The sequence below is a fragment of the Jiangella sp. DSM 45060 genome, from assembly GCF_900105175.1.
Taxonomy (GTDB): domain Bacteria; phylum Actinomycetota; class Actinomycetes; order Jiangellales; family Jiangellaceae; genus Jiangella.
In genome coordinates this window covers 5,686,326-5,706,334 of the sequence record NZ_LT629771.1, presented here as the reverse complement: position 1 = coordinate 5,706,334, position 20,009 = coordinate 5,686,326, and the positions used below count along the sequence as shown (strand labels likewise).

Annotated in this window: 18 protein-coding genes and 1 tRNA gene; 11 read left to right on the top strand and 8 right to left on the bottom strand. The window is 73.3% G+C overall.

The window, feature by feature from the left end; all coding sequences use genetic code 11:
* Position 1: 1 nt before the first annotated feature.
* Positions 2-916 carry a GntR family transcriptional regulator YhfZ gene (gene yhfZ / locus BLU82_RS25440; RefSeq protein WP_092623767.1) on the bottom strand — a complete coding sequence of 305 codons (915 nt, stop codon included), beginning with the start codon at positions 914-916 and terminating at the stop codon, positions 2-4.
* 612 nt (positions 917-1,528) lie between these two features.
* Here yhfZ and BLU82_RS25435 point away from each other — a divergent pair.
* Positions 1,529-4,117 (top strand): alpha-L-rhamnosidase, encoded by a 2,589-nt coding sequence (locus tag BLU82_RS25435; protein ID WP_092623766.1) that lies wholly within the window; start codon positions 1,529-1,531, stop codon positions 4,115-4,117.
* Here the strand turns inward: BLU82_RS25435 and BLU82_RS25430 are convergent, their stop codons facing one another.
* On the bottom strand, positions 4,118-4,891 hold the full coding sequence (locus BLU82_RS25430) for a DUF4328 domain-containing protein (RefSeq protein WP_157741258.1): 774 nt from the start codon (positions 4,889-4,891) through the stop codon (positions 4,118-4,120).
* Between the two features lie 80 nt (positions 4,892-4,971).
* Between BLU82_RS25430 and BLU82_RS25425 the strand changes: the two genes are divergently transcribed.
* Together BLU82_RS25425 and BLU82_RS25420 are read left to right on the top strand one after the other, a co-directional pair.
* Complete coding sequence (locus BLU82_RS25425) at positions 4,972-5,379, top strand: hypothetical protein (protein ID WP_092623764.1); 408 nt, start codon at positions 4,972-4,974, stop codon at positions 5,377-5,379.
* Positions 5,352-5,939: a hypothetical protein gene (locus BLU82_RS25420; protein ID WP_157741257.1), complete on the top strand. Its 588-nt coding sequence runs from the start codon at positions 5,352-5,354 to the stop codon at positions 5,937-5,939. The genes BLU82_RS25425 and BLU82_RS25420 overlap by 28 nt, the downstream gene beginning before the upstream one ends.
* Positions 5,940-5,993: 54 nt before the next feature.
* Here BLU82_RS25420 and BLU82_RS25415 read toward each other — a convergent pair whose 3' ends face one another.
* The gene (locus BLU82_RS25415; RefSeq protein WP_092623762.1) at positions 5,994-6,971 is read right to left on the bottom strand and encodes a GlxA family transcriptional regulator; all 978 of its coding nucleotides are present in this window, start codon (positions 6,969-6,971) and stop codon (positions 5,994-5,996) included.
* A 171-nt stretch (positions 6,972-7,142) separates the two neighbouring features.
* Between BLU82_RS25415 and BLU82_RS25410 the strand changes: the two genes are divergently transcribed.
* Both BLU82_RS25410 and BLU82_RS25405 read left to right on the top strand, forming a co-directional pair.
* On the top strand, positions 7,143-7,733 hold the full coding sequence (locus tag BLU82_RS25410) for a DJ-1/PfpI family protein (protein WP_092623761.1): 591 nt from the start codon (positions 7,143-7,145) through the stop codon (positions 7,731-7,733).
* A 32-nt stretch (positions 7,734-7,765) separates the two neighbouring features.
* Positions 7,766-8,419, top strand: coding sequence for a DJ-1/PfpI family protein (locus BLU82_RS25405; RefSeq protein ID WP_092626279.1), 654 nt, complete (start codon positions 7,766-7,768; stop codon positions 8,417-8,419).
* A gap of 76 nt (positions 8,420-8,495) precedes the next feature.
* On the opposite strand, the gene BLU82_RS25400 is transcribed toward BLU82_RS25405, so the two are convergent.
* Positions 8,496-8,568, bottom strand: a tRNA-Arg gene (locus BLU82_RS25400).
* A 65-nt stretch (positions 8,569-8,633) separates the two neighbouring features.
* On the opposite strand from BLU82_RS25400, the gene BLU82_RS25395 reads away from it, so the two are divergent.
* Genes BLU82_RS25395 through BLU82_RS25385 form a run of 3 tightly spaced genes read left to right on the top strand, consistent with a single transcriptional unit; the run spans position 8,634 to position 11,051 of the window.
* Positions 8,634-9,593, top strand: coding sequence for a pirin family protein (locus BLU82_RS25395; protein WP_092623760.1), 960 nt, complete (start codon positions 8,634-8,636; stop codon positions 9,591-9,593).
* 58 nt (positions 9,594-9,651) lie between these two features.
* Complete coding sequence (locus BLU82_RS25390; protein ID WP_092623759.1) at positions 9,652-10,221, top strand: RNA polymerase sigma factor; 570 nt, start codon at positions 9,652-9,654, stop codon at positions 10,219-10,221.
* Positions 10,222-10,247: 26 nt separating this feature from the next.
* A complete protein-coding gene (locus BLU82_RS25385) occupies positions 10,248-11,051 on the top strand; it encodes a hypothetical protein (protein ID WP_157741256.1) in 804 nt (267 codons plus the stop codon).
* Between the two features lie 77 nt (positions 11,052-11,128).
* Here the strand turns inward: BLU82_RS25385 and trpS are convergent, their stop codons facing one another.
* Positions 11,129-12,178, bottom strand: coding sequence for a tryptophan--tRNA ligase (trpS, locus tag BLU82_RS25380; protein WP_092623757.1), 1,050 nt, complete (start codon positions 12,176-12,178; stop codon positions 11,129-11,131).
* A gap of 154 nt (positions 12,179-12,332) precedes the next feature.
* Complete coding sequence (locus BLU82_RS25375; RefSeq protein WP_092623756.1) at positions 12,333-12,872, bottom strand: hypothetical protein; 540 nt, start codon at positions 12,870-12,872, stop codon at positions 12,333-12,335.
* A gap of 268 nt (positions 12,873-13,140) precedes the next feature.
* Here BLU82_RS25375 and BLU82_RS25370 point away from each other — a divergent pair, with 268 nt between their 5' ends.
* The 3 genes from BLU82_RS25370 (at position 13,141) to BLU82_RS34840 (ending at position 18,573) form a co-directional block, all read left to right on the top strand.
* Entirely contained in the window at positions 13,141-17,793 is a 4,653-nt protein-coding gene (locus tag BLU82_RS25370; protein ID WP_092623755.1) for a DUF4011 domain-containing protein, read from the top strand.
* 117 nt (positions 17,794-17,910) lie between these two features.
* The gene (locus BLU82_RS25365) at positions 17,911-18,369 is read left to right on the top strand and encodes a cyclic nucleotide-binding/CBS domain-containing protein (RefSeq protein ID WP_092623754.1); all 459 of its coding nucleotides are present in this window, start codon (positions 17,911-17,913) and stop codon (positions 18,367-18,369) included.
* Between the two features lie 66 nt (positions 18,370-18,435).
* Entirely contained in the window at positions 18,436-18,573 is a 138-nt protein-coding gene (locus tag BLU82_RS34840) for a hypothetical protein (RefSeq protein ID WP_172885702.1), read from the top strand.
* Positions 18,574-18,845: 272 nt separating this feature from the next.
* On the opposite strand, the gene mscL is transcribed toward BLU82_RS34840, so the two are convergent.
* Both mscL and BLU82_RS25355 read right to left on the bottom strand, forming a co-directional pair.
* Positions 18,846-19,235: a large conductance mechanosensitive channel protein MscL gene (mscL, locus tag BLU82_RS25360; RefSeq protein ID WP_092623753.1), complete on the bottom strand. Its 390-nt coding sequence runs from the start codon at positions 19,233-19,235 to the stop codon at positions 18,846-18,848.
* A gap of 76 nt (positions 19,236-19,311) precedes the next feature.
* On the bottom strand, positions 19,312-19,938 hold the full coding sequence (locus tag BLU82_RS25355; protein WP_092623752.1) for an SAF domain-containing protein: 627 nt from the start codon (positions 19,936-19,938) through the stop codon (positions 19,312-19,314).
* Positions 19,939-20,009: the final 71 nt, after the last annotated feature.

The following is a 20,009-nucleotide window of genomic DNA, read 5'->3' as shown; positions in this document are numbered from 1 at the left end:
GTCAGTACGTGGGGATGAGCCGGCCGGCCACGACGTCGTCGGCCGCCGACCGCACGAGGTCGCCCTCGAGAGCGACCTTCACCGCGGTCGGCACCGCGTCGGCGTCGCGGCGCGCCACGATGACGGCCGACGTCGTCGCGTCGTCCTCCAGGCCCTCGACCGGATGCACCGTGACCGGGCTGGAGATGTGCGCGTCGATCTCGTCGAGATTCCACACCGTGGCGTCGACGAGGCCGTCGGCGAAGTACCTGTTCAGCTGGTTGTACGACACTTCGATGCGCTGCGCCGGCGGCAACCCGGGGAACACGGCGGCGGTCAGCTCGGCCTGGTCGACCGACGCGGGGTCGACGGCCACCCGCAGCGTCGGGTCGTCCGGCGTGCGGCCCTCGGCGACCACCAGCCCGTGCGCTCCGACATAAGAGTGCGGCCCGAAGTCGCGGACGACGTCGAGCTCGGGGTCGGACAGCGCGGCGAACCGCGACATCACCGCGAAGTCGGCGCGTTCTTCCCGCAGGGCGCGCATGCGGTCGGTCGACCCGCGCACGAACATCAACGTCAGCGGGACGCCGGCCTGCTGGAACGCCGTGTGCATCCCGGTCGCGAGGCCCTCGTAGCGGCGCGAGTACGGCAGCGGCATGGCGACCGAGATCGATCGGCCGCCCGCGAACTCCCAGATCAACCCGTGATCGATCGCCGCGACGAAGGTGCCGAGCTTGCCGCGCGGCCGGATCTCGACCGCGCCCGCCTCCTCCAGCAGCGCCAGCGCCGCCTGGACGGTGCCCTTGCCGACCTGGAACCGCTCGCTCAACTCCTGCACGGTCGCCATCCGGTCGCCCGCCGACGCCGTGGACAGCTCGACGGCCAGGAGGTGGGCCACCGTGCCCGCCTTCGACATCAGCATCTGGATGCGCGACATGGCAGGGATACTATCCAGAATTCTGGATATTGGCCAGAAATGTTTGTGTGGGGGTGTGACCAGCGGGTTCGTGCTCCGCTCTCGCCCGGGTGGGTTGCGCGTGATCGGTTCGTCGACACCGCCCGAGTCCGTTGGCCGACATCGACGATGCTGATGCCGGCGTCACTGATCATGAAGATCCGGCCGTCACCGGCGATGTCGTGTGGTCGTCGCGGTGCCGTCATGTCCCTGCATGCCTGGAGCCTGCCGGGTCGTCCGGGCGTGCGGTGATGGTCGCGGGCGTGGTGACACCAGCGCCAACATGTGCCACCCTCGTCAACCTGTCGGTGACGACGACCGGCCCCGCCACCCGGGGTGGCCGTCATCGTCCACCACTCGTCGGCACTCGAGCGACGACAGGTCGTCACGGAGAACGTCGGCCAACACTCGAGTCAGGCGGCCCGCGCGCCGCCCCTGCTGCTCGCGCGAGTGTGTCGGTGCCCGCCCGTAGGGTGGGACTCCCTCCCAGCCGGGCGGGCTGGCGACGGCGTCACCGATGGCCGACCCCGAACCTCTTGCGTGCGCCGTCGGGCGGGCTGATTAAATCGTTCCAACCGACCCCGGAGGATCGCCATGACCGACCGCACCGTCCCGGACGACCTGCCGCGCATCGACAGAGTCGTGGCCGAGTACGGCGAGCCCGAGCTGGGCATCGGCGTCGCGGCGCCCAGGTTGTCCTGGTCCCGGTCCGGCGGGGGCGAGCAGACCGCGTACGAGGTGCGGCTGCGGGCCGCCTCCGGCGACGTCCGGGCCGTTCGGGTCGACGGCGCCGGGCAGGTCTTCCAGCCGTGGCCGTTCCCGGAGCTGCGCTCGCGCGAGCGCGTCGAGGTCGAGGTGCGGGCCGAGGCCGGCGGTGCCTGGAGCGACTGGAGCGAGCCGCTCGTCGTCGAGGCCGGTCTGCTGCGGCCCGAGGACGTCACGGCTCGGTTCATCAGCCCGCGCGACGTCGGCGGCCTCGACGACGGCGCCGTCGCGCTGGTCCGCGACCTCGACCTCGCCGGGCCGGTGGCCTCCGCGCGGTTGTACATCACCGCGCACGGTGTGTACGACGCGTGGATCGGCGGCCGCCGGGTCGGCGACCACCAGCTCGCGCCCGGCTGGACGGCGTACGCGTCGCGGCTGCGCTACCAGACCTTCGACGTGACGTCGCACCTGCAGGGCGCTGGGCCGACCCAGCTCGCCGTCGGCCTGGGCAACGGGTGGTACCGCGGGCAGCTGACGTGGAACCTGCGCCGCGACCACTACGGCGACCGGCTGGCGCTGCTGGCCCAGCTCGAGATCACCTACGCCGACGGCCGCCAGGAGACGGTGGTGACCGACGGCGCGTGGCGGGCCGGCGCCACCGGCGTCCTCGCCGACGACCTCTACGACGGGCAGCGCACCGACCTGCGGCTGCCGCTGGTCCCGTCCGTCTCGGCGTCCGGGCCGGTCGACGTCCTGGAGTCCGACGCCGCACGCCTCGTCGCGCCGCTCGGGCCGCCGGTGCGCGAGGTGGCGACGGTGCCGGCCCGGTCGGTGTCCACGTCGCCGTCCGGCGCCCAGCTGATCGACTTCGGGCAGAACGTCGTCGGCTGGGTGCGGCTGCGGGTGACCGGAGCGCCGGGTCAGGAGGTCACCCTCCGGCACGCCGAGGTGCTCGAGGACGGCGAGCTCGGCGTGCGCCCGCTGCGCGCGGCCAAGGCCACCGACAGCTACGTCCTGTCCGGCGGCCCGGAGCTGCTGGAGCCGCGGTACACCTTCCACGGCTTCCGGTACGCCGAGGTCAGCGGCGTGTCCGTCGAGGCATCCGACGCCGAGGCCGTCGTCGTCAGCTCCGACCTGCGCCGCACCGGCTGGTTCGAGTGCTCCGAGCCCGACCTCGAGCGGCTGCACGAGAACGTCGTGTGGGGCATGCGCGGCAACTTCGTCGACGTCCCGACCGACTGCCCGCAGCGCGACGAGCGGCTCGGCTGGACCGGCGACATCCAGGTGTTCGCCCCGACGGCCGCCTTCCTCTTCGACGTCGGCGGGTTCCTCGGCTCGTGGCTGCGCGACCTCGCCGCCGAGCAGCGTCCCGATGGCGGCGTCCCGTTCGTCGTCCCCGACGTCGTGTACGAGCACATCGGCGGCCCGCGTCCCGGCGACCCGCCGCACTCGCCGCCCGCCGGCTGGGCCGACGCCGCCGTCCACGTGCCGTGGACGCTGTACGAGCGCTACGGCGACACCGGCGTGCTGGAGCGGCAGTACGACTCGATGCGCGCGTGGGTCGAGAAGGCGCGGTCGCTGGCCGGCGACTCCCTGCTCTGGGACACCGGCTTCCAGTTCGGCGACTGGCTCGACCCCGACGCCCCGCCCGACGACGCCGCCGCGGCCAAGGCCGACCCCGCCGTCGTCGCGACGGCATACCTGGCCCGCAGCGCACACCTGCTGGCGCGCACCGCGTCCGTCCTGGGGCGCGACGACGACGCCTCGCGGTACGAGAGCCTCGCCGCCGACGTCGTCCGCGCCTTCGGCAAGGCCTACGTCGGCGTCGACGGCGTGGTGCGCAGCGACTGCCAGACCGTCTACGCGCTGGCCATCGCGTGGGACCTGCTCGAGACGCCCGAGCAGCGCGCCGGCGCGGGGCGTCGTCTCGCCGAGCTCGTCCAGGCCGCGGGCTTCCACGTCAGCACCGGCTTCCTCGGCACGCCGCTGGTGCTGGACGCGCTCTGCCGGGCCGGCCGTCCCGACCTCGCGCACTCGATGGTGCTCACCCGCACCGCGCCGTCCTGGCTGTACGCCGTCACGATGGGGGCCACGACGATCTGGGAGCGGTGGGACTCCATGCTGCCGGACGGCTCGATCAACCCCGGCGAGATGACGTCGTTCAACCACTACGCGTACGGCGCGGTCGCCGACTGGCTGCACCGCTGCGTGGCCGGGCTCGCGCCGGCGGCGCCCGGCTACCGGGAGGTCGCGGTGCGCCCGCTCGTCACCGGGCAGCTCACCCACGCGTCGGCCCGGCACCTCAGCCCGTACGGCCCCGTCGCCGTGTCCTGGACCCTCGACGATGACCGGTTCGAGCTGTCCCTCGAGGTCCCGCCCGGCGTCACGGTGCACCTCGACCTGCCGCTCGCCGACCCGTACGCCGGCACCGCCGGGCCGGGCTCGCACCGGTTCACCGGCAGGTGGCGGCGGCCCTGATCAGGAGGCCGGCGGGGGCGGCGGCGGTGCGGGCGGGACGGCTCCTCCGGGCCGGCCCGCGAGCGCCGCGCCCTGGGCGTCGGTGAGCCGGCGCACCATGATCAGCCCCAGGACGGCGGCGGCCGTGAAGACGATCTCGCCCGCGGCCGCCAGCCAGTCCGCGTTCGCGAGGTCGCCCACGGTGAGGTCGTCCCTCGGGCCGTCGACGCCGAGCTGAGCGGCGGTGCGGTCGATCAGGATGGCCGCCACGAACGCCACCCACCACGCCACGACGATGCCCGCGCCGCGCCCGCCGGGGTTCGACGAGCGGCTGGCGGTCCAGAGCTGCCGGACCGGGAGCACGAGGTTGGCCAGCGGGATGAACCAGCCGCCGATGGCCCACCCCGGGCCGAGCGCGCTGCGCGAGCCGAGCAGCTTGGCGTTCCGCGCGTGCCGGTACTGCCAGATGATGAAGAAGATGGCCAGCGCCAGGGCTGCGACGGTGTAGCCCCACATGCCGAGCACCACGAGGTCGTCCGCCTGCGTCAACCGGTCGGCGTCGACCGCGACCGTGCTCGCCAGCGGATCCGCCTCCGGCGACGCGCCGGCGGCGTCGGACACCACCGACGCGCGGTTCGCGTACGCGCCCGCACTGGCCGCGGTGACGACGGCGGTCAGCGCGAAGAGCACCGTCAGCACCGTTCTCGGCATGCTGAGGTCCTGCACCGGTCCGGGTGGCCGGGCCGCGCCCCCGGAGACGTCCCAAGCCGCTCCCCGCTCGTCGTCGACGCTCATCCCGCTCCTCCGTTTCGACCGGAATGGCATACGTTATCCGCCCCGGCCGCGGGCTGCGGAGGTCATTTCGGAGCCGGTGGGTGTCGCGCAGCGGTCGACTGCATGACGTTGGGCCCGCCGGCGGCGATGCGCTGGCACTCGGCCAGCGGCGCCGCGGCCGCACGTATCTCGGCGGCCATCACGATCCGCTCTGGCCGTTGGACGCCCTGTTCGGCGCCAACGACGACGTCACCGAGGCCGGTCCGGGCACCGTCCGCGACGTCGCCACCACGCACTACCGGCTCACCGTCGACCTCGTGGCGGCGGATGAGCACCTGCCCGCCGGGATCTCGATGCCGGAAGGGCCGTTCCGCCGCATGCGCCGGCTGCCCGCCGAAGTGTGGCTCGCCGACGCGGGCCTATCGCGGAGCCGAGCGACCTGCAGCGGATCTTCATGGGAGACGGCTGAACGTTCCTTTCCGTGCGAAGCAGCACTGAAGCGATCCTGAAAACGGTGACGCCTAATCTCGCCGAGGACATGCCCATTCAGCACGGAGAAACCATGAAGATGAGAATGTCCGCAGCGATGGCCGTTCTGGCCCTGGCGATGGCGGGAATCGGCGGAACGGCGCAAGCGGCGGAGCACACGGAGTCGTCCGCGGTGAGGGCCACAGCCCAGGCGGCCTACCAGCCGGCCGGGGACGTGGCGGCTCAGGGCAGCGCGCGCAACGTGAGGTACCTCTGGCTGCGATATCCGGCTCCTGCCGGTTCGGAATCCTGCACCAGGCGGACCATCACTCTTGAAGCCGGCAAGTATCGGTGGGAGACCGATCACAGCAGTCCCAGCACCAGAGAGCGCACCATCGCCCTTGTGGCCGGAAAATATCGGTGGGTCGACTGCATCCACTACTTCGAACGTGCCAGCGGTATCGATGTGTACCGGCACGAATCCGCGTTGCAGAACGTCCGGACCGGCGGTTGGGCGCATCTGCCCGACAGTTGGCTCCAGAACGGCCAGAAGCCCGGCCTCGTCTTCTCCTGGTACGGGAGCACGCTCACTCAGTTGTGACCGGCGAGCACCGCGGGCGGGTGTGCGACATCGCGAGCAGCTGCTCCCGTCAGATCAACCGTGTGCCGGCGTCGGAGGTGTCGGCGCTGCCGTGGTGGTGAACCTCGCGCGGTAGTCCGTCGGTGAGGTGCCGACGACCCGGTGGAAGGTCCGCCGGAGCGTCTCGGCGGTGCCGAACCCGTGGCGGTGGGCGATCGCCTCCACGGGGTCGTCCCGCTCGGATAGATCGCGTTGTGCCGCCTCGACGCGGACCCGTTCGACGTACGCCGCGGGTGTCATCCCGACCTCCTGGGTGAACCGGCGTTGCAGGTGTCGGGGGCTGAGGCCGGCGACGTTGGCAAGATCGGCGATCCCGTGCGGATCGCCGGGGTTCGCATGGATCGCGTCGACGACCCGGCGCATGATGTCGTCGCGTGGCGGCGTGGACCAGAGCGGCACACTGAACTGGGACTGGCTCCCGGGACGACGCAGGAACAGGTTCAGCTCCCGGGCGGCCGCGAGCGACGCGTGCGGGCCGAGGTCGTCCTCGACCATCGCCAGCGCCAGGTCCATGCCCGCGGAGACCCCGGCCGAGGTCCAGATCCGTCCTTCCCGGATGAAGATCGGGTCGCTGTCGACGGTGATGGCGGGGTACTCCGCGGCCAGCCTGTCCGCCTTGCGCCAGTGGGTGGTGACGCGGTGCCCGTCGAGGACCCCGGCTTCGGCGAGCAGGAACGTCCCGCTGCAGACCGACGCCACCCTGCCGGCGGACGCCGCCGCGTCGGCCACCCAGCGCACCAGTCTCGTGTCCTGCTGTGCTGCGTGGACGCCGGCACCGCCGACGACCAGAAGGGTGTCGACGTCGCGCGGATCTGCGGTTCGCACGGAGTGATCGGGGTTGACGGACAGCCCGGCGTCGGAGGTGACCGGTCCTTTGGCCGGCGCGACGATCCGGAGGTCGTAGCCGGCCTCACCGAAGACCTCGACCGGGCCGGCGAGATCGACGGTGTCGAAGTTCTCGAAGACGACGAAGGTCACGGTGCCGGGAGCCATACGCCCATCGTGGACCGATCTGCTACCCGGCAGCAACGACAGGTGCCCCACGGATCGTGCCATCCGAGCCGATGGCGCGATCTGTGGGCTACGCGTCGTTGACGACAGCAGAGCTCCCGCCGCACGGTGGAGGAACCGTCATCGCCCGTTGCTCGTCCCGAAGGAGCGCACATGACCAGGCAGATCGGAATCCTGTTGTTCCCCGACGTTGAAGAGCTTGATGCGATCGGGCCCTGGGAGGTCCTGGCCTGGTGGACCCGCAGATTCCCGGACGACGGGTACGCCGTCACCTGCCTGGCTCGCGAAGCCGGACCGGTCGAGTGCGCGAAGGGCCTGACCGTGCTGGCCCACCACGGCTTCGACGACGCGCCGGCCTACGACGTCCTCGTGCATCCCGGAGGCGGTGGCACCGGGGCCCTGCGCAATGACGAGGCGCATCTCGACTGGCTGCGCAGGATGCGCAAGGAGGTTCCGCTGATGACCAGCGTGTGCAGCGGCTCTTTGGTGTTCGCCGCCGCCGGACTGCTGCGCAACCGTCCGGCGACGACCTATTGGGGCCAGCTCGACCGTCTGGCCGAGCTCGATCCCACGATCGAGGTGCGTCCTGACGACAGATTCGTCGACGACGGCGACGTGATCACGGCTGCCGGCATCTCCGCCGGCATCGACATGGCCCTGCACCTCGTGGCCAGGCTGGCCGGGGCCGACCGCGCCCGTCAGGTGCGCCGAGGCATCCAGTACGACCCGGCCCCGCCGGTGTGATCCGCCGCGGCTACGCGACGAAGGAGGATCCCATGCAGATCGCCATCGCTCTGTTCCCGAAGGTCACCATCCTCGACGCCATCGGTCCCTACCAGGTGTTCGCCGGCATGCCCGACGCCGAGGTGGTGTTCTGCGCGGCCGAGAAGGGTCGCGTCAGCGACGCCAAGGGCTGGCTGCACCTCGACGTCGAGCACACCTTCGACGAGGTGCCGTCCCCGGACGTGCTGCTCGTCCCCGGCGGCAACGTGGCCCGGGAGATGACGAGCGGGCATCCCATCCTCGACTGGATCCGCTCGGCTCACCGCACCACCACTTACACCACCTCGGTCTGCACCGGTTCGCTGCTGCTCGCCGCTGCGGGCCTGCTGCGCGGGCTGAGGGCCACCACGCACTGGGTCGCCTACGACGCGCTCCGTGAGTACGGCGCGGAGCCGGTCGAGCAGCGGGTCGTGTTCGCGGACCGGATCGTCACCGGCGCCGGCGTCTCCGCCGGAATCGACCTGGCCTTGGAGGTCGCCGCCCGGCTGCACGGTCCCGAGGTCGCCCAGGCCATCCAGCTCAGCCTCGAGTACGACCCTCAGCCACCCTTCGACACCGGGTCTCCCGCGAAGGCCCCGCAGCCGGTCATGGACCGCCTCGGCGACCTGGTCGCCCTCTGGCAGAAGCCGGTCAGCAGCACCAGCTGAGTCGACGCCCCGGATCTCCGCCAGGGCCACTACCCTGCCACGAGAACAAGGCAAGATGAACGCGCTGGTCAAAGGGTGCCCCCGGCAGGATTCGAACCTGCGACCCTCCGCTTAGGAGGCGGATGCTCTATCCCCTGAGCTACGAGGGCGGGCTGCGCCAGTCTATCCGCCGCGCACCGGCGGCGACGGCGGGACAGGCCCTAGGCTCGGGAAGGTGAGCAACCTGGATGCGCGTCCCGCCGAGACGCGGTGTCATGCGGCGGGGCAGGAGGGCCCGGCGAGCCGGGTGCTGGAGCCGCGCGAGGTGCCGTTGGGCGGCATCCGGGCGATGCGGGTCAACCGCACGTTGCCGCACCGCCAGCTCCCCACCGTCGGGGCGTGGTGCTTCCTGGACCAGTTCGGCCCGCAGCACACCGACATGGTCGTGCTGCCGCACCCTCACACCGGCCTGCAGACGGTCACCTGGCCGCTCCAGGGCGAGATCCACCACCGCGACAGCGTAGGCAGCGACGTCGTCGTCAAGCCGGGGCAGTTGAACCTGATGACGAGCGGGCCGGGCATCGCGCACTCGGAGATCTCGCTGGGCGAGGCGCCGCTGCTGCACGGCCTGCAGCTGTGGGTCGCGCTGCCGGAAACGGCAGCGGCGGCGCCGGGGTTCGAGCAGCACACCGACCTCCCGGTGTATGACGGCGACGGCGTGCGGGCGACGGTGGTGGCGGGGGAGCTGGCCGGGACGACCTCGCCGGCGATGACGTACAGCCCGCTGCTCGGCGCCGAGCTCGACGTGCACAAGACCGCGACGCTGCCACTGCGCGCCGACTTCGAGCACGCCGTCCTGGTGCTGACGGGGCGGGCGACGGTCGCGGGGACGGGGCTGGAGCCGGGACCGCTGTTGTACCTCGGCACAGGACGCACCGAGCTGACGATCCACGCGCACGACGACGACACGACGCTGTTCCTGCTGGGCGGCGAGCCGTTCCCCGACGACCTCGTCATGTGGTGGAACTTCGTCGGCCGCAGCCACGAGGACATCGTCGCGGCGCGGGACGAGTGGGAGCGGCCCGGCCAGCACCGTTTCGGCACGGTCGCCGGCCACGGCACCGACCGCATCCCCGCCCCACCCCTCCCGCCACTGCGCCTCACCCCACGCCGCCGCCGTCCACCAGTGGGTTGAGCCCAGGCCGTACCCTTCCGGCCGTTCCGGGCGATGACGCCGGTGAGCCGCGGCGCGCATCGGGGAGGGGTCACTGGTCATCGGAGCGGACTTCGACGAGATCCTCGCCGCGGCGCGCGCCGGTGCGCCGTGGGCGTTCGAGCGCCTGTACACCGACCTCGCGCCAGTCGTCGGCGGCTACGCGCGGCTGCAGGGATCGGACGAGCCCGAGGACCTCACCAGTGAGGTGTTCCTGGGCGTCTTCGCCGGCCTGACGTCGTTCACCGGATCCGAGCAGCGGTTCCGGTCCTGGGTCTTCACCATCGCCTATCGGCGGGTGACCGACGAGCGGCGCCGGCGGTCCAGGCGTCCGGTGACCGTGGACGACGGCCCGGAGATCGGCGAGCAGGTGGGCGGCGACGCGGAGGAGGACGCCCTCGTCGAGCTGGGCCGGCGGCGCGTGCACGAGCTGTGCGCGGGCCTGTCGGACGACCAGCGCGAGGTGGTGCTGCTGCGGATCCTCGGCGACCTGAGCGTCGAGGAGGTCGCCGGCATCGTCGGCAAGTCCGCGGGAGCGGTCAAGGCCCTGCAGCGCCGCGGACTGAGTGCGTTGCGGCGGCAACTCGACCGGAAGGGCGTATCCGCATGAGCGGTGCCGGCGATGACAGAGCTGACATGACACCCACCACCGTTCCTGACGACGCGACGCTCGAGGCGATCCTCCGCGGTGTTCGGACGCCGCCCGGCGCCCAGGACCTGACGGCGCTGTCGGAAGCGGTCGAAGCCATCCGAAGGAGTGCAGATGAAGCCGTCCCCCCAACGGCTGAACTCGCCCGCCGCATCGCACTGGGCGACTTCGCCGGAGTCGCGCCGTCGCCGCTGCCGCGCGGGCACACCGTCCGTGCTCGGCTCGGCCGGAGGGTGGCGGCGATGAGCCTGCGCACCAGAGCGGTCGTCGCGCTCGCGGCGATCTTCACCGGCTTCACCGGCGTCGCCGCCGCCGGAGCGCTGCCCGACGCCGCGCAGCAGCGGGTCGAGTCGGTGGTCGAGACGGTGACGCCGATCTCGTTCGACGACCCTCAGGAGTTCGGCGAGGACGTCGCCGAGGACGCCCGCGACGGCGGCGTCGACGGCCAGGAGGTCAGCGAGGACGCGCAGGAGCTGGGCGGCAAGCCCGACGATCCGGGCGAGGGGCACGAGCCTGAGCTGCCCGGCCTGCCGACGACCGTCCCGACGACGCCCGGCGAGCACCGGCCGGACGACCCGGGCCAGCCGGACGACCCGGGCCAGCCGGACGACCCGGGCCGGCCCGACGACGTCCCGAGCATCGACCCGACGACGCCGGAGCGCCCGGCCCCCGACCCGGCGGAGCCGCCCGTTGCCCCCGACGAGCGGCCCGCCGACCCCGCCGATCCGCCGTCCGGAGCGGAGGATCGGCAGCCCACCGAGCTCCCTGAGCCCGGTGAACAGCGGCCCTGACGATCAGTCGGCCGCGTTCGGGGCGCGTCTGGTGATCCCACCCTCACCAGACGCGCCCCATCATTTCCGGAGGCTCTTCAATAGGCCGTCATCCCGAGCGCCTCCTGCACGTCGGCCAGCGTCGCCTCGGCCATCGCCGTCGCTCGCTCGGCGCCCGCCGCCAGCAGCGACCCGACCAGCCCGGGCTCGGCCGCGTACGCCGCCCGCCGCTCCCGCACGGGCCGCAGCTCCTCGTTCACGACGTCGATGACCAGCGCCTTCAACAGCGCCGAGCCGCCATCGCCGACCTGCGCCGCGACCTCGTCCGGCGCGACGCCCAGGCACAGCGCGGCGATCTCGACCAGCGACGACACGCCCGGCCGCTCGGCGGGGTCGTAGGTGATGTCGCGCCGGGCGTCGGTGACCGAGCGCCTGATCAGCCGCGCCGTCTCGTCCGCGCTCGCCTTCAATGCGATGGTGTTGCCGCGGCTCTTGCTCATCTTCCGTCCGTCGACGCCGAGCAGCCGCGGCGCCGGCGACAGCAGCGCCTGCGGCTCGCGGAAGACGGCGCGCCCGCCGGCGTAACGCTCGTTGAACCGCCGCGCGACCAGCCGGGTCTGCTCGACGTGCGGCAGCTGGTCGTCGCCGACGGGTACGAGGTTGCCGTGGCAGAACAGGATGTCCGCGGCCTGGTGGACGGGGTATGTCAGCAGCAGCCCGCTGATCGACGCCAGCCCGGACGCGGCCGCCTCGTCCTTGACGGTCGGGTTGCGCTGCAGCTCGGCCACCGTCGTCAGGGAGAGGAACGGCAGCAGCAGCTGGTTCAGTGCCGGCACCGCGCTGTGCGCGAACACCGTCGTGCCGTCCGGGTCGACGCCGGCCGCGAGGTTGTCCAGGACGACCTCGCGCACGTTCGCCGCGATCTCGCCGGGCGACAGCCGGTCGGTGATCACCTGGTAGTCGGCGACGACGAGGAAGGTCTCGACGCCCTGACGCTGCAGGCGGACGCGGTTGAGCAGCGTCCCGAAGTAGTGGCCGAGGTGCAGCGGCCCGGTCGGCCGGTCGCCGGTGAGGACGCGGTAGCGCGACGGATCGGCCGCGACGTCGGCCGGGTCGGCCAGCAGCGGCGTGTCGAGGGTGAGGGTCATGACGCTCTCCGTTCGGTGGCAAGGCCACCGCGAGAGCTGTCACCTGGTCGGCCGCCGTCGCGGCGGCCGATGAACATGCTGAGGTGGGCCGCCTACGAAGGCAGCCACCACACCAGCACGAGGGACTTCACCCCTCCACCTTACCGTGGCGGCGTCAGCCGATCGGCGCGCAGTTCACCCCGAGCTGCGTCATGCCGGCGACGAAGCCGGCGGTCAGCTCGGCGGCCTGGGTCACCTGATCCTGGGTCACCTCGGTGGACGTGTCGGTCAGCGCGGTCCACGCCTGCGCGGCCTGGTCACCGGCGGTGACGGTGGCGCCCGCCTGCGCCTGCTCCGCCTCCTCGGCCGGCAGCGGCACATCGTGGACGGCGGCGACGAGCGCGCTCGTCCCGGCGGAGACCGCGGCGAGGTTGGCGACGTCCAGCCGCACCTCGGGCCCCTGCGCCATGATCGGCTGCTCCGCCGCCACCGTGGTGCAGGCGTCGGTGACGCCGGCGGCCCAGTCCGCGAGCGTCCCGGACGGACGAGGGTCGCTGTCCGCGGCGGTGTCGTCCGATCCGCTGGACGCGACCAGCAGCACGCCGACGACGGCTGCCACCAGCAGGAACACCGCGGCCACCCCGAGGGTGAGACGAGTGCGGCGCGGCGGCGGACGGTGGGCGACGGCCGAGGGGACGTCCTCGAGCAGTTTCACGACTCACACCTTTCGAGCCTGGCTTGGTTCCGGATCTCGCGTGTGCCGGAACCCTCGCCCCCCGTGGACCGGCGCCACTTTAGGCCATGACGATGACCGGCATGGCACATACCCGCTCGCGCGTCGTCCACCGCGGCGGGACAAACCGGACAGCCTGCGGTTAAACCTGTGCACGTGTTCGGCTTGCCTCCCCACATGAGCGGGCTTCGCGAACTAGCCTCCGGGGTGTGAGGCATCCGGTTCCCCAGCTATCGCTCCCGTGAGCGCGATGCGCAGCGACGCCGTCGCCGGCCCCGTTCCGACTCGGGCGGAGCTGGTCGCTCACGCCGTCGAACGGTGGAGTGGCGACCTCGCGGCGCTCGGCGGACGCGACCCGCTGCTGTCGTACCGCGACCTCAAGGTGGGCACGCTCGACCTCGCGGCCGCCGAGCCCGAGGCGCGCAAGCTGCTGCTCGAGGGCGCGCCGGTCCTGGTCTCCAAGCTGTTCCCGTACGAGCCGCTGCGGACGTCGGCGCTCCGGTCGGTGCGGGCCATCCGCGACAAGTCCCGCGAGCTGTCCGAAGAGCGCGGCATCGCCGTCAGCTACCTCGCCGTCGGCATCGCGACCTGGGCGAACCCGTTCGCGGCGCGCCGGCCGACGGCGCCGGTCATGCTCCGCTCGGCGGTCGTCGAGGCGCGCGACCCGGCCGAGACCGACTTCAGCATCACCATCGCCGACGACCCGTTCGTCAACCCCGTGCTGCTGTGGGCGCTGGACTCCCAGCTCGGGCTCCGCTTCGCCACCGACGACCTGCGCGACCCCTCCGGCCGGCTGCGGTACGCGACGGTGGTCGAGCGGCTGCGCGAGTTCGCCCCGCCGCACGTCGTCGACGGCTTCGCCATCGCGCACCGCGCGGTGCTGGCGACGTTCACCACCGTTCCGCTGGCGCTCAGCCGCGACCTCGCCGCGCTCGGCGTCGACCTGCAGCGCCACGACGTCGTGGCCGCGCTGGCCGGCGACTCCGCCGCGCTGTCCGCCGTCGCGCGCACCGGCAGCCCGGCAGAGCCGCGCTACCGCGTCCTCGACACCGACACCGAGCAGGACGAGGTGGTGGCGGCCGCCGCCGGCGACGCTCACCTGCGGGTCGCCGCCGCGCCTGGCACCGGCCGCACCCAGACCGTCGCGGCGCTGGTGTCGGAGCTGGTCGGACGGGGTCAGCGGGTGCTCGTCGTGGGCGAGAAGCGGACCGTCCTCGACGACCTCGTCGCCCGCCTCGACTCCGTCGGCCTGCGCGATGTCGTCCTCGACGCGGGGCGCACGCCTCCGGCTGACGCCGTCCAGCAGATCGCCGCGACCGCCCGCCGGCTGCGGCAGGCCCGGCCCGGCGAGTTCGAGCACATCACGCCCGGCACCGCCGCCGCGCTGGCCGCGGAGCTCGACGCCTACCGCGACGCGATCCACACCATCCGCCAGCCGTGGGGCTCGACGGCGCACGAGGCGATGGTGCTGGTCGCGACGGCGCAGGAGTTCGCCCGCACACCGGCTCGGGTCGATCCCGACGTCCTCGGGCGGGCCGGCAGCACGGCGCACGTCCGGCTGCAGCTGCGCGACTTCGCCAACATCGAGGGCCTGACGCTGACGGAGTCCGGCTCGCCGTGGTTCGGCTCCGACGTCCCCGACATCCGGGCCGCCGACGCGCTCTTCGGCACCGTCACCGAGCTGCGCGAACGGGCGCTGCCGCGGTTGAAGAACGCCGCCACGCGGGCCGCCGTCGAGGTGGGGCTGGCCGGGCCGGGCACCGTCGCCGAGTGCCTCGAGACCGTCGACCTGCTGGCGTCGGTCGGGCGGACCATCGAGACGCTGGGCGCGCAGATCTGGGACGAGCCGCTCGACGAGCTGGCCGCCGCCACCGGCGACCGCGCCTACCGCGCGGCGCAGGGCGCCGAGTCCGGCTTCCTCACCCGGCGCAAGCTGCGCAAACGGCTCGCCGACCTCACCGGCAAGGCGGGCCGGCAGCACCGTCCCCGCCAGCACGAGGGCCTCATCGCCGCACGGGAGCAGCTGGCCACGTGGCGCGAGCGGTCCCGCGACGGCAAGGCGCCGCGCACCGGGCCGCACCTCGCCAACGCCGTCGACGCCGCGAAGGGCGTCCGGCACTCGCTGGCCACGCTCGCCGACGGCAACCCGCGCACCGCCGACTTCGAGCACCTCTCCTTCGCCGACGTCGCGAAGCGGCTGGACGAGCTGATCGCCGACGCCGGGCACCTACGCGCGCTGCCGCGGCTGTACGAGCTGCAGGCCGAGCTGTCCGCGGCGGGGCTCGACGACCTCATCGCCGAGCTGCGCCGTCGCGAGGTTGGCCCCGACCAGGTCGAGGCCGTCTTCGACTACGCCTGGTACTCGTCGCTGCTGGACCTGTGGCGTTCCACCGATCCCGCGCTCGGCCGGTTCGACCGGTACGCGCACGACCGGCGGCTGGAGGAGTTCCGGGCCGCCGACATGGTCGAGGTGCGCGCCGCCGCCGGCCGCGTCCTGGAGGCGCGGCGGGCGCGGTTCGCCGACGTCGCCGCCGAGCACGAGGGCCAGACCGCCGTCCTGACCGAGTCGCCCGACAGCGCCCTGCCGGCCACGCCGCGCGCCCTCGTCGAGGAGGCGCCGGACCTCGCGCTGGTGACCGTCCCGTGCTGGGTCGCGTCGCCGCTGGCCGTCGCCGAGCTGCTGCCGCCGCGGCCGCTGTTCGACGTCGTGGTGGTCGAGGACGCCGGACGGCTCGCCGTCGCTGAATCGGTCTCGGCGCTGGCCCGCGGCGCCCGCGTCGTCCTCGTCGGCGACGACGACGTCGCGCGCCCGCCGTTCACCACCGCCGTCGAGCCCGCGCCGGATCCCGACGAGCAGGAGGGGCCCTGGGCGCAGGACCCGCCCGCGTCCGTCGTCGACCTGCTCCGCGAGGCCCTGCCCGAGCGGCTGCTCACAGGGCAGTACCGCGTCCGCGACGACCGCCTCGTCGGTTTCGCCGCCCGCTCCACGCACGCCGGCCGCCTGACGACCGTCCCCGGTGTCGGCGGCGCCGACCGCGTGACCATGGAGATCGTCGACTCCGACCCCATCGCCGACGACCCCGTCGACAGCTCGTCCGACGAGGTCGGCCGCGTCGTCGAGCTGGTCCTGGACCACGTCCGCAAGCGTCCGCACGAGAGCCTCGGCGTCGTCACGCTCGGCCCGCGGCACGCCGAGCGGCTCGACGCGGCGCTGCGGCACGCGCTGATCCGGGCGCCCGAGGTGGCGCCGCACCTGCGCGGCGACCGCGCCGAACCGTTCTTCATCAAGGACGTCGAGCGGGTCTCCGGTGATGTCCGCGACGCGATCATCCTGACGCTCGGGTACGGCCGGTCGGTCGACGGGCGCATCCTCTACCGCTTCGGCGCCCTGGGCCGGCCCGGCGGCGAGCGTCGGCTCAGCGCGGCGACCCTGTGCTCGCGCGAGCGGCTCACTGTCGTCGCGACCTTCGGCGCCGAGGACCTCAGCCCGCGGCGGCTGACGACGCCCGGTGCGCAGGCGCTCGGGCAGTTCCTGGCGTACGTGCAACGGGGCCCGCAGCCCGACTGGGTCGAGGGCGCCACGGCGGCGCCGGGCCGGTCCGGCCTGCTCGCCGAGACCGTCGCCGAGCGGCTGCAGGCGGCCGGCGTCGAGGCCGAGATCGTGCTCGGCCACGGCGGGCCCGGCGGTGTCGCCGTCGCGGTCCGGCATCCGACGCGCCGGTCGCGGTTCGTGCTGGCCGTCGAGACCGACGGCGAGACGTACGCGGCCCGGCGCAGCGCGCGCGAGCGGGAGCGGTTGCGGCAGGAACAGCTCACCCGGCTCGGCTGGACGGTGCATCGCATCTGGTCGGCGGCGTGGGCGGCCGACCCGGACGCCGAGACCGAGCGGCTGCTGGCGGCGTACGAGCAGGCCGTCCGCGACGCCGACGCCTACGACTGGGCCGTCGCGGCGGCCGAGGCCGACATCGTCGCGGGCATGCCGGAGGACGAGTTGGTGTCCGCGCAGGGTACTGTCGCCGCCCAGCGCCCGCCGGTCGGCCAGCGGTCTGTTCCCGCCGCGCGTGGGGCGCAGCGGCCGGCGTCCGGCCAGACGTCCGCCGCGCCCCCGTCGACGTCGGGCGAGGCGTCCGCGTCCGGTAGCGCGGCAGACGACCCAGCCTCGACGACCGACGGCGAGGCTGCGGCCGCGGGCGAGACGACCGCCGACGGCAGAACGCCGGCGGCCGGGAGCGCCGAGGCAGTGGATCAACCGACCTCGAGCACTGACGCCACGTCGACCGCCGGCCCTGCGTCGACCACTGATGCCGCGTCGGCCGCGGGCGGCAGCGCCGCGACGACCGGCCCGGCAGCAACGGACGGCAAGGCATCTGCCGCCGAGAACGCCGCGGCCACCGGCCAGAACGCCCCGCGCGCCACGTCGTCAGCGGCCGGCAATACCGCGGGCGGCACCTCGACCGTGTCCGGCACCGCCACGGCCACTGGTCAGAACGCCTCGCGGGGCACGTCGGCGGCGAAGGGCAAGGCGTCGGCCGCTGAGCCGAAGGGCGCGACTGGCAAGGCGTCGGCGGGTCCGTCCACGTCCGGCGACTCCGCGGCGACCGCGGCCGCAGGGACCGCCGCCGGCCCGGAGCCCGTCGGCTCGTCCGATCCCGAACCGGAGCTCGAGCCGGTGCGTCAGGGCAACCGCCCGCTGATCGTGAGCGGCCGGTCGGTCAGCGACTACACCGGCCGCGAGTTGGCGGCGCTGGCCCGCTGGACCGAGTCCGACGGCATCGCCCGCCGCGTCGACGACGTGGTCGGGCTGCTCGCCACGGACCTCGCCCTCGACCTCGCCGACCCCCGCACCACCGACGTCCTCCGCCACGCCGTCCGCGTCGCCCGCGCCGGCTCGCCCGCTGCCTGACCGGCGACCGTCAGCCGGCTGACCGGCGGATCCGGAAATCGGCCGCCGGTCTCACAGGATGGTGTTCTACGCTGGTGATCTTCCAGCTAGTGAGCCGTTCAGGGGGAGCAGACCACCGTGCGCGTCGACGAGATCATGACCAACGCCACCATCACCGACTCCACCTCGGGGACGCTGCGCAGCGCCGCCGAGCAGATGTGGAGGCAGCAGACCGGGTCGGTGGTCATCGTCGAGGGCGACGAGATCGTGGGCATCATCACCGAGCGCGACGTCATGCGGGCGGTCGGCCGGGGCGCCGACCCCGACGAGGCGCCGATCACCGAGGTCATGACGCGCGAGGTCATCACTGCCGAGCCCGGCACCCACGTGCGTGAGGCGGCCCGGCTGATGGCGCAGCACTGGATCAGGCACCTGCCGATCGTCGACAACGGCAAGCTGGCCGGCATCCTGAGCCAGCGTGACGTCATCGGCGTGTTCGCGGCACTCTGGTACGAGACCGGTGCGCCGGAGATCGACGTCGACAACCTGGTCAGGCAGCGCCGGCTGGCCCGCGTCGAGGCGGGCGACCTGGACTGAACCAGCGGATCGAACGGCCGGCAGCGGCGCCGGCCCGGGGTTCGACCAACGAGAGGAACGACGGGCATGAGCAGCGCATCCGGGTGGGAGGACGACCTCGAGGTCCTGCCCGACACCACCACCGACGAACGCCCGACCGGCTGGGGCGACGACGACGCCTCCAACGACGCGCGGCTGCTCGAAGAGCGCCCGCCGCACTGGTGACCGACGGCCGTCTGGCCTGGCAGTCGTCTGACCCAGCGGTCCGGTCCGACCCGGCGACGGTCTAACCCAACGAGCGTCTGGCCTGGCAGCTGTCTGACCCGACGGGCGTCTGAGCCGGCGGTGGTCCGACCCGACGGCGGTCCGGCCCGACGGGCGTCTGACCCGGCGGCGGTCCGACCCGGCGGCGGTCTGACCCGGCGGCCGTCCGGCCCGATGGCCGTCGAACGGGCGCCGAACCGCACCTGGCGGGCGCCCGCCCGACGTCCGGGGGCTCAGACGCGGTCGCGCAGGGCGTCGCGGATCTCGCGCAGCAGCAGGATCTGCTCCTCCGGCTCGATCTCCTCCTCGCCCTCCGGCTCCTTTGCCCGCATCTCGCGCATCTTGTTGATCGGCACGACGATGAAGAAGTAGATGGCCGCCGCGACGCAGAGGAAGTTGAAGATCGCGGCAAGGATCAGCCCGATGGAGAAGTGGGCCTCGTTGATGGTGAAGTTGCCGACGGCCGTGAGGTCTGGCTCACCGAAGCTCGCCGCGATCAGTGGGTTGATGAACCCCTCGACCAGCGCGTTGACGATGGCGGTGAACGCGGCGCCGATGACCACCGCGACCGCCAGTTCGACGACGCTCCCCCGGCTGATGAAGTCCCTGAAACCCTTGAGCATTCACTCTTCCCTTCTCCCGTGCAAGGACGCTTGGCCGGGCACACCTTAGCCGTTGAAACGTCGTGATCAGGGGAAATCACGACACACCGACGATGAACGACAGCCGTGACGTGACGGCGGCGGTGGCCAGACCGGCGGCCTGATCGGGCGTAGCAGCGACCATGAGCAGCGCGCCCTCGGTCAGCCCGCCGTCGCCGGCCGCGGGCACCGTCAGCACCGGCACGTCCGCCGCGACGACGTCCGTGCGAGCCGCGCCGTCGAGCGTCGTGGCCAGCAGGTCGATGCGGTCGCCGGGCCGCAACTGGCTCACCGCGCCCGCGTCGGCCACCCGCACCGGCGTCGCGACGACGTCGTCACCCCAGCCCTCGAGCAGGCCGGGGCCGAGTAATCGCCGGTCGGTGATGGGCTCGCCGGCCCGGACGGGCGCGGCGAGCAGCGCGCCCGCCGCCTCGGCGCGTCCGACGGCGCCGCTGGGAACCACGTCGGGCGGTAGGGCCGCGATGGTCAGGTCGTCGTCGGCGAGGACGGCACCGCCCGGCAGGTCGCGTGCGGCCACGACCACGTCGACCGTCGGCGCTGGGCCGGGCGACGCGGCCTGGATGGCGAACGCGACCGCAGCGGCGGCCAGCCCGGCGGCGAGCAGCCGACGGTGCCAGCCGGCCGCGCGGAGCAGGCGCTGGAGAGCGGAGCGGAGGTCGTCCATGTCGACGACGCTAAGCGCTTCGGAACCCGCCGAACGGGTTGTCCACAGGGCCGATTCGGGGCGGACCTGCC

Excerpts from the sequence above, each read along its gene's own strand:
- yhfZ (WP_092623767.1), bottom strand. The coding sequence starts at position 916 with ATGTCGCGCATCCAGATGCTGATGTCGAAGGCGGGCACGGTGGCCCAC.
- BLU82_RS25435 (WP_092623766.1), top strand. The coding sequence starts at position 1,529 with ATGACCGACCGCACCGTCCCGGACGACCTGCCGCGCATCGACAGAGTC.
- BLU82_RS25430 (WP_157741258.1), bottom strand. The coding sequence starts at position 4,891 with ATGAGCGTCGACGACGAGCGGGGAGCGGCTTGGGACGTCTCCGGGGGC.
- BLU82_RS25415 (WP_092623762.1), bottom strand. The coding sequence starts at position 6,971 with ATGGCTCCCGGCACCGTGACCTTCGTCGTCTTCGAGAACTTCGACACC.
- BLU82_RS25410 (WP_092623761.1), top strand. The coding sequence starts at position 7,143 with ATGACCAGGCAGATCGGAATCCTGTTGTTCCCCGACGTTGAAGAGCTT.
- BLU82_RS25405 (WP_092626279.1), top strand. The coding sequence starts at position 7,766 with ATGCAGATCGCCATCGCTCTGTTCCCGAAGGTCACCATCCTCGACGCC.
- BLU82_RS25385 (WP_157741256.1), top strand. The coding sequence starts at position 10,248 with ATGACACCCACCACCGTTCCTGACGACGCGACGCTCGAGGCGATCCTC.
- trpS (WP_092623757.1), bottom strand. The coding sequence starts at position 12,178 with ATGACCCTCACCCTCGACACGCCGCTGCTGGCCGACCCGGCCGACGTC.
- BLU82_RS25370 (WP_092623755.1), top strand. The coding sequence starts at position 13,141 with ATGCGCAGCGACGCCGTCGCCGGCCCCGTTCCGACTCGGGCGGAGCTG.
- BLU82_RS34840 (WP_172885702.1), top strand. The coding sequence starts at position 18,436 with ATGAGCAGCGCATCCGGGTGGGAGGACGACCTCGAGGTCCTGCCCGAC.
- mscL (WP_092623753.1), bottom strand. The coding sequence starts at position 19,235 with ATGCTCAAGGGTTTCAGGGACTTCATCAGCCGGGGGAGCGTCGTCGAA.
- BLU82_RS25355 (WP_092623752.1), bottom strand. The coding sequence starts at position 19,938 with ATGGACGACCTCCGCTCCGCTCTCCAGCGCCTGCTCCGCGCGGCCGGC.